A 14806-nucleotide genomic window follows, 5' to 3' on the forward strand; every position below is an offset into this window, starting at 1 on the left:
GTCGCCGTGCCCGAAGTCGCCGTGCCCGAAGTCGCCGTGCCCGAAGTCGCCGTGCCCGAAGTCGCCGTGCCCGAAGTCGCCGTGCCCGAAGTCGCGGCGTCGGACGGCGCCGCCCGGGGCGACTCGTAGACCGAGAGCGGGAAGCCGCCGTCCCGGACGAACCCGCGGAAGAACCGCAGCCGCCTTATTGAGTAATGCGTCGCCTCGTAGCCGCAGAACGCGAACCGTTCGAACCCGCGGTCCCGCAGGTGGTCGAAGGCGAGCCGGGCGACCGCCCGGTCGTCCGTGTCGATGCGGGGGATTCCGACGAACGCGTGCCGGCAGCGAACGTCCACGACCGGGACCCCCAGCGCCCGCAGTCGTCCGACGGAGTGGTCGTCGACGCGGGCGATCACTCCGCGGACGGACGACGCCTCCAGCCAGTCGGGGGGCGTGTCGTCAATCGACATCTCCTGGTGAAGCAGCGACCAATTCGCCTGGGTCCGAGCGTACCGCGCCACCCCTTTGAGGAGTTCCCGACCGTAGGAACGAGACGATTCGATGAGCAGGGCGACGTTGTCTCGCGGGCGGCGGCTCATGATGGGCGGCGTGTCGCAATTTCTTAGCGCGGTGTCGCAGGACATCATCGACAGATCCGGCCTCGACATCAATATTCGTTCACCCGTCGCGCCCCGGCGTCCGGCCCGCGCCGTAGGATCCCGCGGCGAAGAGTCAGTCCGCCCCCCGGTCCATCCCCCCGGCTCCGTGATACGAACTGTCCCGACCGCAGCGATGCTCGCGACGCTGTTCGCGAGCGGGATCGGCCCGCAGATCGCGGTCGGCGACGACCGTCCGACCGGGGAGCAACTCGAATTCTTCGAACGCGAGATCCGGCCGCTGCTTGCGGAGCACTGCTACGAATGCCACAGCGCCGCCGCGGAGCGGCTGGAGGCGAACCTGCTGCTGGACAGCCGGGCCGGGCACCTGGCGGGGGGGGACTACGGGCCGTCAATCGTCCCGGGCGACGCCGACGGCAGCCTGCTGATCGAGGCGGTGCGGTACGAGTCGTACGAGATGCCGCCGAAAGGGCAGCTCGCTGAGGAAGAGATCGCGGCGCTGGTCCGCTGGGTCGAGATGGGGGCGCCGTGGCCGGACGAGGCGGCTCCGGTCGCCGAACGGGCGGGCGACGCGTTCGATCTGGAACGGCGGAAGGAGGAGCACTGGTCTTGGCAGCCGGTCGCCGCCCCGGCGATCCCGGAGGTCGCCGACCCGGCGTGGCCGCACGGCGAGATCGACCGCTTCGTGCTCGCGGAACTCGACGAGGCGGGACTGGCGCCCGCGCCCGACGCCGACCGGACGGCTCTGCTGCGGCGCCTGCACTTCGATCTGATCGGGCTGCCGCCGACGCCGGAGGACGTCGAGGCGTTTCTCGCCGACGACCGCCCGGGGGCGTTGGAGCGGGTCGTGGACCGGCTGCTGGCCTCGCCGCACTTCGGGGAACGCTGGGCGCGTCACTGGCTCGACCTGGTGCGCTACGCCGAGTCGCGCGGCCACGAGTTCGACAACGACGCGCCGAACGCCTTCCAGTACCGCGACTACGTCATCCGGGCGTTCAACGCCGACGTGCCGTACGACCAGTTCGTCCGCGAGCACATCGCCGGCGATCTGCTCGAGGAGCCGCGGCGGCATCCGACCGAGGGGTTCAACGAGTCGGTCCTCGGAACCGGCTTCTGGTTCCTGGGAGAATGGGTGCACTCGCCGGTGGACACCCGGAAGGACGAGGCCGACCGGTTCGACAATATGATCGACGTCGCCTCCAAAACCTTCCTCGGCGTCACGGTCGCCTGCGCCCGTTGCCACGATCATAAATTCGACGCGATCTCGACGGCGGATTATTACTCGCTCTCCGGCTTCCTGCAGAGCAGCGACTACCGCCAGGTGCGGTTCGAGTCGATGGAGCAGAACCGCCGCGTCTCCGAGCGGCTCGCCTCCGTCGACGCGAAGTACCGGCGCCGGCTCGTCGAGTTGCTCGAACGGCGCGGCGTCCGGCGGCCGTCGGAGACGGGCGGCCTCAAAGACGAGGCGGTCGTCGTCGACTACGCCGATCTTCCGCAGAGCCTGTACCTGCAGGACGGCTTTCTGTTCGGCCCCTCGCCCCGGCCGGCGGGCGCGCCGCATCTCTCCGCCGCGGCGGACGAGGTGACGGTGGCCCGCTTCGGCGCCGCGGTCAGCGACCCGATCTGGTCCGGACTAGAATCCGTCACGGAGGGGACGGTGCACAACCGCAGCGAACTCGCAAAGCTGCCGAAAAGCGGCCGGACGCTCCGTTCGCCGACGTTCGAGCTGAAGGACGGCGTCGTCAGTTGCCGGATCGACGGGGCCGGGCACGTCGTCGCCTGCGTCGACTCACATCGACTCGTGGCCGGGCCGCTCCACAAGGAGACGATCGTCGCGGTCAAGCCCGACCGACGGTGGACGACGCTGAACCTCTCCCGCTACGTCGGCCACCGCCTGCACCTGGAGTTCGTCCCGGCGGCGGACACGCGGATGACGGTCCGAATGGTGGTGCAGGGGCTCGACGCCGACGGGCGGGCCGACCTCGACCGACGGCTGGCCGCGCTCGATCAACCGGCCGAGGAGTACGCCCGGGCGGCCGAAGCCGTCCTGAACGCCGACGAGGCGGCCGCGGAGATCGTCCGCGCCTGGCGGGCGGAGCGCGACCGGCTCGCCTCGCAGATCGTCCGAACGTCGCGGTTGGCCCCCGCGATGATGGACGGGTCCGGCGAGGACGGCCGCATCCTGATTCGGGGGAACCCCTCGAAGCCGGGGGACGTAGAGCCGCGGCATTTCCTGACGGCGATCTCCGGCGACGATCCGCTGCCGATCCCCTCGGGAAGCGGGCGGCTGGCGCTCGCCGACGAGATCACGGCTCCCGACAACCCGCTCACCGCGCGGGTCGTCGTCAACCGGGTCTGGCATCACCTGATGGGACGCGGCATCGTGCCGACCGTCGACGACCTCGGGGTCCTCGGGCAGCGGCCGACGCACCCGGAGTTGCTCGATCACCTCGCCGCCCGGTTCCTGGAGGACGGACAGAGCCTGAAGGGGCTAATCAAGTCGGTCGCGCTGTCGCGGACCTATCGGATGTCGAGTTACGCCGACCCGGCCGCGCTCGCCGTCGATCCGAACAACGAGCTGTGGCATCACCGTCCGCCGCGGCGCCTGCAGGGCGAGGCGATCCGCGACGCCCTGCTGGTCCTGTCCGGCCGGTTCGACCCGACGGCCTTCGGGCCGCCGGTGCCGATCCACCTGACGCCGTTCATGGACGGCCGCGGGCGGCCCGCGGTCAACGGGCCGCCGGACGGCGACGGCCGGCGATCGGTGTACGTCGCCGTCCGCCGCAATTTCCTTTCGCCGTTTATGCTGACGTTCGACACGCCGGCCCCGTTCAGTTCGATGGGCCGGCGGAACGTCTCGAACGTGCCCGCCCAAGCGTTGATTCTGCTTAACGACCCTCTCGTGGCGGACCTGTCGCGGCAGTGGAGCGAACGAGCGTTGGCCGCGACGCCGGGGGCTGACGACGACGCGACGGCGCGGCGGCTCGAGCGGATGTACCTGTCCGCGTTCGGCCGGCGGCCGACCGACCGGGAGCGGGGGGCGGCGTCCCGGTTCCTCGCCGCTCGGGCGTCGGAGCGGGGCGTCGCGCCGGACGACGCGTCGCTCTGGGCCGATTTCGCCCACGTGTTAGTGAACACGAAGGAATTTATCTTTCTCCGATGAGCGACCGCCTTCCGATGAACGACGCCGGCGCCTATCCCTGCGGACGGGTCGGAACCCGGCCCGCGACGCGTCGCGAGATGCTGGCGCGCTGCGGGAGCGGGTTCGGGGCGCTCGCGTTGGCCGCCCTCGGCCGCGACAAAGCGTTCGCCGCCGTCGCCCCCGGCAGCCCGGACGCCCCCGGCAGCCCCGACGGCCCCGCCGCGCCGGAGCCGGGCCGGGCACGGGCCGCACCACGAGGTGCGGGCGAAGAACGTGATCTTCCTGTACATGGACGGCGGCCCGTCGCAGGTCGACACCTTCGACCCCAAGCCGGCGCTGACGAAATACGACGGCAAAGACCCCGGCGGGCTGTTCGACGTCGAGCCGACGCAGTTCAACAACAACGGGACGGTGCTCGCCAGCCCGTGGAAGTTCAAGCAGCACGGGGAGTCCGGCATCCCGGTCAGCGAGTTGTTCCCCCACGTGGCCACTTGCGTGGACGAGCTGGCGGTGATCCGCTCCATGACCTCCCAGTTCCCGGAGCACACCTTCGCCAATTACTTCCTGCACACCGGCAGCGGGTTGCAGGGCCGCCCCAGCATGGGGGCCTGGGCGACCTACGGGCTGGGCAGCGAATCGCAGAACCTGCCCGGGTTCGTGGTGCTCAACGGCGGGCTGATCCCGCCGGGCGGGCTGGACTGCTTCGGCAGCGGCTTCCTGCCGGCCAGCTATCAGGGCTCGATCTTCAAACCGTCCGGCACGGGCGTGGCGAACATCAAGCCGAACGAGCCGACGCCCGCCCGGCAACGCGAGAAGCTCGACCTGATCGCCGAACTGGACGGTTTCGCGGCCGAGCAGTTCGGCGCCCACGACAGCTTGGAGTCGGCGATCCGCAACTACGAACTCGCCTACGCGATGCAGATGGCCGTTCCGGAGGTGATGTCGATCGCCGACGAGCCGGCGTACCTGCGGAAGCAGTACGGCATGGAGGCGAAGGACGAGCACACCCGCACCTACGCCAGGCAGTGCCTCATCGCCCGGCGGATGGTCGAACAGGGCGTGCGGTTCGTGGAGCTGACCTGCCCCAACGTCGCCGGCGACCGCTGGGACCAGCATTCCAACCTGAAAAAGGGCCACGAAAACAACGCCCGGGCGGTCGATCAGCCGATCGCCGCGTTGCTCAAGGACCTCCGGCAGCGGGGGCTGCTGGACGAGACCCTGGTGGTGTGGGCCGGCGAGTTCGGCCGCACGCCGTTCGCCCAAGGCAAGAACGGCCGCGACCACAACCAATACGGGTTCACCGTCTGGATGGCCGGCGGGGGCGTCAAACCGGGCGTGATTTACGGAGCGACCGACGAGTGGGGTTATAAAGCCGTCGAAAACCGGGTCGAGATGCACGACCTCCACGCCACCATGCTGCACCTGATGGGCGTGGACCACACCCGCTCCACGTTCCGGTTCGGCGGCCGCGACATGCGCCTGACCGACGTGCACGGCCACGTCGTAGACGGGGTGATCGCTTGACCGTCCCGCCGCCGCTCGCGTTCCTCTCCGCCGGGGACGCGGTTTTCGGCGACGGCGGCCCGCGGGTGCGCCTCGGGGCCGTCGACCTGACGGTCGCGGCGGCTTATCTGTTCGGCATCGTGGCGGTCGGCCTGCTCGCCGCGTGGCGTCACAAGCGGCGGGCGGGGGCGGCCGAAGAATACTTCCTGGCCGGGAAGAGCCTCGGTTGGGCGAGCGTCGGCCTGGCCCTGTTCGCCACGAACATCTCCACGCTGCACCTCGTCAGCCTCGCCCAGAACGGGTTCGACACCGGCCTGCTGTACGGCAACTTCGAGTGGATGGCCGGCTTCACGCTCGTGGCGCTCGGGCTGTTCTTCGCGCCGTTCTACGTCCGCTCCGGCATCGCCACGCTGCCGGACTTTCTAGAACGGCGGTACAACCGCGTCTGTCGGGACGGGCTGGCGTTCGTGTCCGTGCTGACGGGGGTCGTGATCCACATCGCGTTCGCCCTGCTGACCGGCGGGATCATTCTGGAGGAACTGCTGGGGATCCCGATGATGGCCAGCGTCGTCGTGCTGTGCGCGCTCACGGGGTTGTATACGATCGTCGGCGGGCTGCTGGCGGTCGTCGTCACGGAGTGCATTCAAACCGTCGTGCTGCTGGCCGGCGCGGCGCTGATCACGGCGCTGGCCTTCTGGAACCTCGGCGGGACGGCCGAGGCCCCGGGCGGGTGGGACGGGTGGGCGAACCTGACGGCGGTTCTGGAACGGGAGGGGGAGACCGAAAAACTGTCGATGCTCCGCCCGCACGGCGACGCGGACGGCATGCCTTGGTACGCCGTGCTGCTGGGCTACCCGGTGCTGGGGATCTGGTACTGGTGCGCCGACCAGACGATCGTGCAGCGCGTACTGGGGGCCAAGGACGAGGACCACGCCCGGCGGGGACCGATCTTCGCGGGCGTGCTCAAGATCCTGCCCGTGTTCCTGTTCGTGCTGCCCGGGCTGCTGGCCTACGCCCTGTACCGGGACGGCCGGCTGGACCTGTCGATGCTCGTCGAGGACGGCGAGGTCCGCTCCAAAGGGATTTACGCGAGCATGATTACGGAGCTGCTCCCCCCGGGCCTGCGGGGCGTGCTGGTCGCGGCCCTGATGGCGGCGTTGATGAGCACCGTCTCCGGAGCGCTCAATTCAATCTCCACGTTGATCAGCTACGACGTCGTCCGGCGGTTCCGGCCGACGATCGGCGACCGGGCGCTGGTCCGGGCCGGGCGGGTTTCCGCCGGCGCCGCCCTCGTGCTGGCGGTCGCGCTGGTGCCCGCGTTGAACCTGTTCACGAGCATTTTCGAGGGGATGGCGAGCATCATCTCGCACGTCGCGCCGCCGATCACGGCGGTCCTCGTGCTCGGGGTGTTCTGGCGGGGGGCGAGCGGCCCGGCGGCGGCCGCGACGCTGATCGGCGGGTCGCTGCTGGGCGTCGCGGTGTTCGCCCTGAATACGCTGCGGCCGGACAACCCGCTCAATCAGCTCCCGGGCGGATTTATGATGATGGCGTTCTACCTGTGCGTCCTCTGCATTGCCGCTCAGGCCGCACTGAGTCTGCTCTGGCCGGACCCGCCGCGGGAGCCGTCCGCCGCGGGTCTCGCGGAGGGCGGCGCAGCGCACGGGGCGCCGATTACCGGGCCGCCTCTCACCGGGGCCGACCTCGCTTGGGAGACCCCGCTGGCCGCGTTGAAGATCCCGGGGCGCTCCCGGCTCGGCGACCCGCGGTTGCTGTCCGCGGGACTCGTCCTGGCGATGGTCGTTCTGTATTCCCTGTTCCGCTGACCGACGGTTTTTAATGCTCGAACGCCGACGCCTCGGCCGGACGGAGATCGACGTCAGCGTGCTGTCGATCGGCGGGCTGTATACGTCCTCGCTGGGCGGCGGGAACGACGAGACGGCCCGGATCGTGCGGCGGGCGGTCGACCACGGGATCAACGCGATCGACACCGCCCCGGCCTACGCCGACAGCGAGGCGACCGTCGGCCGGGCGATCGCGGGCCTCGACGCCCCGCTGATCGTGACCACCAAAATCGGCGGTCGCCCGCAGCCGTTCGACGCGCAGGACGTCCGCGGGCTGCGGCGGTCCTTGGAGGAGAGCCTGCGGCTGCTGGGGCGGGACGCGATCGACGTGCTGATGATCCACGAGCCCGACCGCCCGGGGCAGTACCCGTGGTGGACGAGCTACGCCCCGCTCGCCGGTCCCGTGCTGGAGTTGATCAACGAACTCAAAACCGCGGGCGCGGTCCGGTACGTCGGGCTGGCGGGCACGACCGTGACGGAACTGACGGCGCTGGTGAAAAGCGACCGGTTCGACGTGGTCCTCACCGCGTTCAATTATAACGCCCTGTTCCGGGAGGCCGCGGACGCCGTCCTTCCCGCGGCGGCGGAGCGAGACATGGGAGTCGTGATCGGCTCGGCGTTCGGTCAGGGGTTTCTGACGCGTCGCGCCGACCGGGAGGTCCGCGAGCAGCCGATCTGGCTGGCGGACGCGCGTCGGGAGCAGTTGCTGGCGTACTACGACCTGCTCGACCAGGCCGCGCTGCCGGCGCACGAATTGTGTTTGCGGTTCGTCTTGGCGAACCCCGTCGTCTCCACCGTCCCGATCGGCTGCAAAACGGTCGAGCACCTGGAGGCGAGCGTCGCCGCGGCGGCAAAGGGGCCGCTGCCGGACGACGTCGTCGCTCGCCTGGACGAGATCGCCGCAATGGTTCCGCGGCGCCCGTTCGAGGAGCCGATGATCCTGCCCCTCGGCAAGAGGTATTTCGGACCGGGGATCGCCAACGTCGGCGCCGCGGCGCCGGTGGGGCGACTTCACGCTCATTCGGAGACCGATTAGATGTTTCGCCCGTTCGCCGGTCGGCCGCGGCTCGCGTCGAACCTCGCCGGTCTCACGCCGTTCGGCCACGCGTTAGTCGGTCTGACCCTCGTCGGTCTGATCGCCGAGACCGGGACGGCCGCCGACCGGCCGAACGTCGTCCTGCTGCTGGCGGACGATTTGGGGTACGGCGACCTGTCCTGCTTCGGCAGCCCCGCCGTGGAGACGCCGCATCTGGACCGGCTCGCCGCGGAGGGGGTGAGGATGACCCGGTTCTACGCCGCCTCGGCGGTCTGCACGCCGACGCGGGCCTCGGTCCTCACCGGGCGCTACCCGCTGCGGTTCAACATCACGCGGCACTTCAGCGACGTGCGCCGCTGGCTACCGGAGTCGGCGACCACCGTGGCCGAACTCCTCCGGGGGGCGGACTACCGGACTGCACACGTGGGCAAGTGGCACCTCGGCGGCCTGCACGTCGACGACCTGCAGCCCGGCGGAGAGGGCCGCCGCCTCGAGAATCAGCCGGGGCCGCGGCAGCACGGGTTCGAGGTCTATCAAACGCAGATCGAACAGCAGCCCCTCCGCGGCCGCATGGGGCGGGACCGCACCCTGTTCCGGGAGGGCGGGACGGTCCTGCTGCGGAACGACCGGCGGGTCGGTCCGGACGATCCGTACTACGAAAAACACCTCACGGACGCGAACGGCGACTTCGCGGTCGAGACGATCGAGCGTTTGGCGGCCGAGCCCGAACCGTTCTTCCTGAACGTGTGGTGGCTCGTCCCCCACAAGCCGTACGAGCCCGCCCCGGAGCCGCACTGGTCCGCCGCCGCCGCGGACGAAGGCGACGAGATCAGCGACGACCAGCGACGGTTCCGGTCGATGGTGCGACACATGGACGCCAAGGTCGGCCGGATCCTGGACGCGTTGGACCGGCTGGGGATCGCGGAGAACACGTTGGTCCTGTTCGCCAGCGACAACGGGGCGGCGTACGAAGGATACGTCGGCGATCTGAAGGGCGGGAAAACCGACCTGCACGACGGCGGGTTGCGGGTCCCGATGATCGCCCGGTGGCCCGCCCGGATCCCGGCCGGCCGGACGTCTGACGCGTTCGCCCACACCAACGACCTGCTGCCGACGATCTGCGCCGCGGCCGACTTCGCACTGCCGGACGACCTGCAGCTCGACGGGCTCAACCTGCTCCCCCACCTGACGGGCGGTCCCCCGCCGACCGCCGAGGAACGGGGGACGGTCTTCTGGCAGCTCGACCTCTACAGGCACATGCAGCGCCACGAACCGAAGCCGAAACCGTACGCGACCGAGGTCGCGATGCGGGGCGATTGGAAGCTGCTCGCCCTCGACGGGAAGCCGGTGGAACTGTTCGACGTCGGGGCCGACCCGAACGAGCGGCGGAACCTGCTGGACGAGCGACCGGAGGTGGCGGCGTCGCTGGCCGCCGAGCTTCGGGCCTGGCTCAACGAACCGCGGACGCCCCGCCCGTCCGGCGAAAGGAGCGAACGATGACGGGCCGAGCAATGACGGGCCGAGCAATGACGGGCCGAGCAATGACGGGCCGAGCAATGCCGGGTCGAACGCTGCCGACGGGGCTCAAACTGCTGGCGCTGGTCGCGTCGCTCGTCGCTCCGCGAACCGCCGCGGACGCCGCCGGCCCGGAGCGACCGCCCAATCCGGAGCGGCCGCCCAATATCGTGTTCGTCATGGCCGACGACCTCGGGCCGGGCTGGGTGGACCTCGACGGGACGAACCCGGACCTCAACACCCCCAATTTGCAACGGCTGGCGAGCGACGGGATGACGTTCACCCGGGCCTACGCGGCGGCCCCGGTGTGCTCGCCGACCCGCGCGGCCTGCATCACCGGCCTGGCGCCGGCCCGGATCGGTCTGACGACCCATATCCCGGGCATCGCGGGCAACGTCCGCCCCGGACCGGAGGGCGGCCCCCGCGACGCGGAGTCGCTCGATCACCTCCCCCTCGACCTCCCCAGCTACGCACGCGAACTTAAAAAACTGGGCTACACGACCGGCTTCATCGGAAAGTGGCACCTCGCCGGCGAGGGGTCGATCGGCACGAAGGGCGGCGTCGTCAGCCGCGACTACCAGCCCGAGCGGTACGGGTTCGACGTCAACGTCGGCGGGTGCGCGTACGGCCAGCCGCGGTCCTGGTTCGACCCCTACCGGAACGCGACGATCCCCGACCGCGAGCCGGGCGAGTACCTCACCGACCGACTGGGCGACGAGGCGGCTGATTTTATTGAGGCGAACCGAAACCGCCCGTTCCATCTCTCGCTGTGGCCCTACTCGGTGCACACGCCGATCAAGGCCCCGCGGGATCTGGTCCGAAAGAACGGCGGCAGCGCCTATCGGGCGATGGTCGAGTCGCTGGACGGGGCCGTCGGGAAGGTGCTGGACGCGCTGGAGGCCACCGGGAACCGCGACCGCACGCTGGTCGTGTTCTACTCCGACAACGGCGGACACATCCCGACCGCCGGCCTGGCCGATAAGAAGGCCTCGCTGCTCGAAGGTGGCCTGCGGGTCCCGATGATCGTCCGTTGGCCGGGCGTGATCGAACCGGGGACGACCTGCTCGGTTCCGGTGACCAGCATGGACTTCTTTCCCACCTTCGTCCGGGCGGCCGGCGGATCGCCGTCCGCAGAGGTCCCGTCGGACGGGGTCGACCTGACGCCGCTGTTCCGCGGCGCCGACCGTCTGGACCGCGACGCCCTGTACTGGCACTTCCCGCACAATCGCATGGAAGTCTCTTACTATATGGGCAGCGTGATCCTCGAAGGCAATTGGAAGTTTTATCTGGGGCACGGCGTGATCGAGGACGCCCTGTTCAACCTGCAGACCGACCCCGGCGAGACCCGCGACGTGTCGGCGGACTTCCCGGACCGGGCGGAACGGATGCGTCGCAAGCTCGAAGGCTGGCTCGCCGACACGTCCGCCCGGATGCCCACGCCCCCTCGCCACGCCCCCTCGAAGGTGCGATGAAAAGTCCGATGAAGAGCGCCTCACGACTGTTCGTCCGTTCGCTCGCCGTCGCGGCGGCGCTGTCGCTGGCGGCCGCGGGCCGGGCGGACTCCCCGCCGAACGCGGATCCTCCGCCGAACGTCGTGCTGATCTTCGCCGACGACCTGGGATACGGGGATCTGGGGTGTTACGGGGCGACTCATGTGAACACGCCCCACATCGACCGCCTCGCCGCGGAAGGCCGGCGGTTCACCGACGCCCATTCGGTCTCCGCGGTTTGCACGCCGTCCCGCTACGCGCTGCTCACGGGGCGGTACCCGGTGCGGGCGAACGGCGGGCGGGGCGTGTGGGGACCGGCGCCGATCGACTCGCCGTTGCTGATCGAGCCGGACCGACTCACGATCGCGGACGTCTTTAAAAAGCGAGGGTACGCCACGTCCGCCTTCGGGAAGTGGCACCTCGGGTTCAAAACCGAAAAGAACGACTGGCAAGTCCCGCTCCGGCCCGGTCCGCAGGACCTCGGGTTCGATTACTACTTCGGGGTGCCGGTGGTGAACAGCGCCCCGCCGTACGTCTATGTGGAAAACGACCGCTTGGTCGGCGGCGACCCCGCCGACCCGCTGGTCCACCTCGGCCGGAACGCGAAGGGGACCGTCCCGCTGACGCCGATCCCGCCGGAGGCCGCGCAACGGAGCCCCAACCAGTTCGCCGGGGCCGAGGCCGCCCACGCCCTGTTCAACGACTACCAGGTCGGCACGACGCTCGCGGGGAAGTCGGTCGCGTGGATCGAGGAGCACGTCGAGGGACGCGGGGACGACCCGTTCTTCCTGTACCTCTCGACGACGAACGTCCACCACCCGTTCACGCCGGCGGAGCGGTTCCAGGGGACGAGCGAGGCCGGGCTTTACGGGGACGCGATCCACGAACTCGACTGGATCGTCGGCGAGGTCCTCGCCTGTCTCGACCAGAACGGGCTCGCCGGGGACACGCTGGTGATCTTCACCAGCGACAACGGCGGGATGTTCAACATTGGCGGGCAGGCCGCCTTCGCGGCCGGCCACCGGCAGAACGGGGACCTGCTCGGCTTTAAATTCGGCGTGTGGGAGGGCGGGCACCGCGTGCCGCTGATCGCCCGCTGGCCGGGCCGCATCCCCGCCGGGACGGTCTCCGACCAGTTGCTCGGCAACGTGGACCTGCTGGCGACCTTCGCGGCGCTGACCGGGTTCGAGCTGACCGACGAACGGCGGGCGGACAGCGTGAACATGCTCCCCGCCCTCGTCGGCGAGCCGGAGGAACCGCTGCGGGATCACTTGGTCCTCGCCCCGCGGAGGGAGACGCACCTGTCGGTCCGCGCCGGGAAGTGGATGTATATCCCCCGGCGGGGCAGCGGGGGCTTCGGCGGCCGGAAGCCCGGCGACCATGGCTTCGCCGGCCCGCCGGCGGCCAGCTTCGTCGGGTCGAAGAACAGCGACTTCGAGAACGGCCGCATGAAACCCGACGCGCCGCCGGCTCAGTTGTACGACCTCGCCGCGGACCGCTCGCAGACCCGAAACCTCTTCCGCGAGCGTCCCGCCGTCGTGGCGGAGATGGAGGCGCTGCTGGACGAGTACCGCCCGGCACGGGCCGCGGACGGCGACAGGTTCTGAACAGGGGCCTGCGGGCCGACCGCGACCCGCGGCTCCCGCACGCGAACGTGACGGCGCCCCCGTCGCCGACCGCACCGTCCGGCGTTCGCTGTCTCTATTGGAGGCCTGAGGGGCAGTCGAGCGGCGGATCGGACGAACCCCCCGGCCGCGGCGATCGGCGCCGCCGGCGGAGTGAAGGTGAAGGACGACGAGCCGACCTCGTGCGCACGCCCCGCGGCGAAGCGTCTGCTTCTGCTGATCGCAGCGCATCCTGCCGCAGCAACGCCGCGCCTGGCCCCGGCACACGCCCGTCCAGACGACCCCGACCGACGCCGCCGAGGGCGAAACCCACCGACATCCCACCGCGCCCGCCCCACCGTCAATCCCCTCTCGCGCTACAAAAATACTGGCCGGGACGGGATTCGAACCCGTACGGGGCTTCCGCCCCGGCGGATTTTAAGTCCGCGATATGCGGTGTGAGAAAACGCTGTGCCAGTAGGTTGATTCGTGTTTCAAGTGTTTGTCGGAGAATGAGATGGGGCGGGTCCTGTATGGCGTCGTCGGGCGACGGCGTGGCGTCGTGTAGCCCCACATGGAGGCACTTATGAGGCACTTTTCGCCGGGTGCCTCCGCGGTGGATCTATCTTTTCCGGCATCCGCGAGCGGGTGCGGCACGACGCCGCACATCGTAGGAGGGGCGAAGCCGTTACGTAACCGCTCGATCGGCTCCATGCTGCCGGGGCCCCCGTAATCCGTGCGTGCACGGAATAGGAACCACGCATTCATGGAATACGCACGGAAGGAGGAAGCCCAAGACCGCCTCGGCCGGCGGGAAGCACCTGCCAGATGGGCGATAGGCGGCGAATCGGGAATTGCGCCGAGATGCACCGATTGCACCGGAATCGCATCGATTGCACCCGGCGGTGGTCGTGTGTGTACCGCGCAGCACGATCTCGTCCAGCAGGGACGCGGTCCCGCGACCGAGCACGTCCTCCCGATCGAGACGGATCGTGACGCGTCACGATCCGAATCGTGACATGCAACGATTCTGGCGCGATCAGCCGGCCAATCGCTGGAACGCACGCCGCTGCTGTCGCGAGACGGAGCAGCATCCTCAAGAACGCTCGAGGCGCCGCGGACGACGGCGTACGAATCATGCGTCAGGCGGGACGGGAGATCGGTTTCGCTCACGACGCTCATCCGAGAAACACCTTCCGTCGGTGCCACCGCAGGCACCGCGGGTCCGGCCGGTTCGCCGCCACGTTCGGCAGCCGCACAGCTCGCCCGGCGTAGTCCGCCAACGCCCGCTGATCCGGTGCCGCTTCCCGAAAGAACCGATCGCCGGCGACCAGCACCATCAGGTCGTCGGTCAGCGACCACAGCCCGTTGTCGAACAGCCAGTGCGGCAGCTTCGACAACGCGATGCCGTTCTGCGGGGCGTTGTTGCGACTGGCGGCGTGGGCGTGGATGTGGGCCGCGTCCACCGGCGAGCCGACGTCCACCGCGTCCAGCCGGTAGCCGGTGAGGGCGCAGGTGTAGTCGTAGGAACTGAGCACCGTCAGCCGGAACCGGGCGGCGTTCCCCCGGGCAGGCGGACTCTCAGGCACGGGCAACTCCGCGTCGCCTTTGGCGGGGCCGGCGATCTGCAGCAGGGCGTACAACTCCGCCCGCTCCTCGACCGGGAAGAAGGTCTCCACCAGCACGCGCATCGCCGCGAGGCGATTGCCCGTATCCTGCAGGAAGGCGACGAAGGCCGGGTCCAGCACGGCGGTCGCCGCCTTCCGGCGGTCGTCGCAGGGGGCGCCGTCCTCATCGAAGCACTCCCACAGCCCGTCGGATGAGAGGTGGAAGAACGGCAGCCGCACGCTGGGCGGCTGGGTGCGGCGGTGGGCGACGATCGTCCAGAATACCCCGAACCGGTACGCGAGGGCGGGGGAGAGCGTCAGCGTGCGGCCGTCCGGCGCCAGTTCCTTAAAACTGTCCAGCAGGTTAAGGAGGAGCAGGGCCTTGTGCGGGGCCGGCCCGCCCTTGGCCCGGTAGACGTTGAGGTTGGCGAGGCGTCGGAGCCAAGCATTGGCTTCGTCCATCGGGTCGCTA

Annotated in this window: 8 protein-coding genes, 1 tRNA gene and 1 pseudogene; 7 read left to right on the forward strand and 3 right to left on the reverse strand. The window is 69.9% G+C overall.

The window, feature by feature from the left end:
- A pseudogene (locus ACG2DA_RS09790) lies at window positions 1-578 on the reverse strand (hypothetical protein); the annotation flags it as partial.
- Between the two features lie 193 nt (window positions 579-771).
- Between ACG2DA_RS09790 and ACG2DA_RS09795 the strand changes: the two are divergent.
- From ACG2DA_RS09795 to ACG2DA_RS09825, 7 genes are all read left to right on the forward strand, one after another.
- Entirely contained in the window at window positions 772-3759 is a 2988-nt protein-coding gene (locus tag ACG2DA_RS09795) for a PSD1 and planctomycete cytochrome C domain-containing protein (RefSeq protein WP_395255411.1), read from the forward strand.
- 237 nt (window positions 3760-3996) lie between these two features.
- Window positions 3997-5262: a DUF1501 domain-containing protein gene (locus ACG2DA_RS09800; RefSeq protein WP_395255412.1), complete on the forward strand. Its 1266-nt coding sequence runs from the start codon at window positions 3997-3999 to the stop codon at window positions 5260-5262.
- 65 nt (window positions 5263-5327) lie between these two features.
- Window positions 5328-7064 carry a sodium/solute symporter gene (locus ACG2DA_RS09805; protein ID WP_395255436.1) on the forward strand — a complete coding sequence of 579 codons (1737 nt, stop codon included), beginning with the start codon at window positions 5328-5330 and terminating at the stop codon, window positions 7062-7064.
- Between the two features lie 13 nt (window positions 7065-7077).
- Complete coding sequence (locus ACG2DA_RS09810; protein WP_395255413.1) at window positions 7078-8118, forward strand: aldo/keto reductase; 1041 nt, start codon at window positions 7078-7080, stop codon at window positions 8116-8118.
- Window positions 8119-9618: a sulfatase gene (locus ACG2DA_RS09815; RefSeq protein WP_395255415.1), complete on the forward strand. Its 1500-nt coding sequence runs from the start codon at window positions 8119-8121 to the stop codon at window positions 9616-9618.
- 56 nt (window positions 9619-9674) lie between these two features.
- Window positions 9675-11105, forward strand: coding sequence for a sulfatase (locus tag ACG2DA_RS09820; protein WP_395255416.1), 1431 nt, complete (start codon window positions 9675-9677; stop codon window positions 11103-11105).
- Window positions 11102-12730, forward strand: a complete 1629-nt coding sequence (locus ACG2DA_RS09825; protein WP_395255417.1) for an arylsulfatase — start codon at window positions 11102-11104, stop codon at window positions 12728-12730. The genes ACG2DA_RS09820 and ACG2DA_RS09825 overlap by 4 nt, the downstream gene beginning before the upstream one ends.
- 386 nt (window positions 12731-13116) lie before the next feature.
- On the opposite strand, the gene ACG2DA_RS09830 is transcribed toward ACG2DA_RS09825, so the two are convergent.
- Both ACG2DA_RS09830 and ACG2DA_RS09835 read right to left on the reverse strand, forming a co-directional pair.
- Window positions 13117-13203, reverse strand: a tRNA-OTHER gene (locus ACG2DA_RS09830).
- A 702-nt stretch (window positions 13204-13905) separates the two neighbouring features.
- Complete coding sequence (locus tag ACG2DA_RS09835) at window positions 13906-14796, reverse strand: HNH endonuclease (RefSeq protein WP_395255418.1); 891 nt, start codon at window positions 14794-14796, stop codon at window positions 13906-13908.
- Window positions 14797-14806: the final 10 nt, after the last annotated feature.

It is taken from the genome of Alienimonas sp. DA493 (assembly GCF_043951915.1).
Classification (GTDB): Bacteria; Planctomycetota; Planctomycetia; order Planctomycetales; family Planctomycetaceae; genus Alienimonas.

Coding starts and splice junctions, on each gene's coding strand:
- ACG2DA_RS09825 (WP_395255417.1), top strand. CDS start 11,102: ATGAAAAGTCCGATGAAGAGCGCCTCACGACTGTTCGTCCGTTCGCTC.
- ACG2DA_RS09810 (WP_395255413.1), top strand. CDS start 7,078: ATGCTCGAACGCCGACGCCTCGGCCGGACGGAGATCGACGTCAGCGTG.
- ACG2DA_RS09835 (WP_395255418.1), bottom strand. CDS start 14,796: ATGGACGAAGCCAATGCTTGGCTCCGACGCCTCGCCAACCTCAACGTC.
- ACG2DA_RS09815 (WP_395255415.1), top strand. CDS start 8,119: ATGTTTCGCCCGTTCGCCGGTCGGCCGCGGCTCGCGTCGAACCTCGCC.
- ACG2DA_RS09795 (WP_395255411.1), top strand. CDS start 772: ATGCTCGCGACGCTGTTCGCGAGCGGGATCGGCCCGCAGATCGCGGTC.
- ACG2DA_RS09820 (WP_395255416.1), top strand. CDS start 9,675: ATGCCGGGTCGAACGCTGCCGACGGGGCTCAAACTGCTGGCGCTGGTC.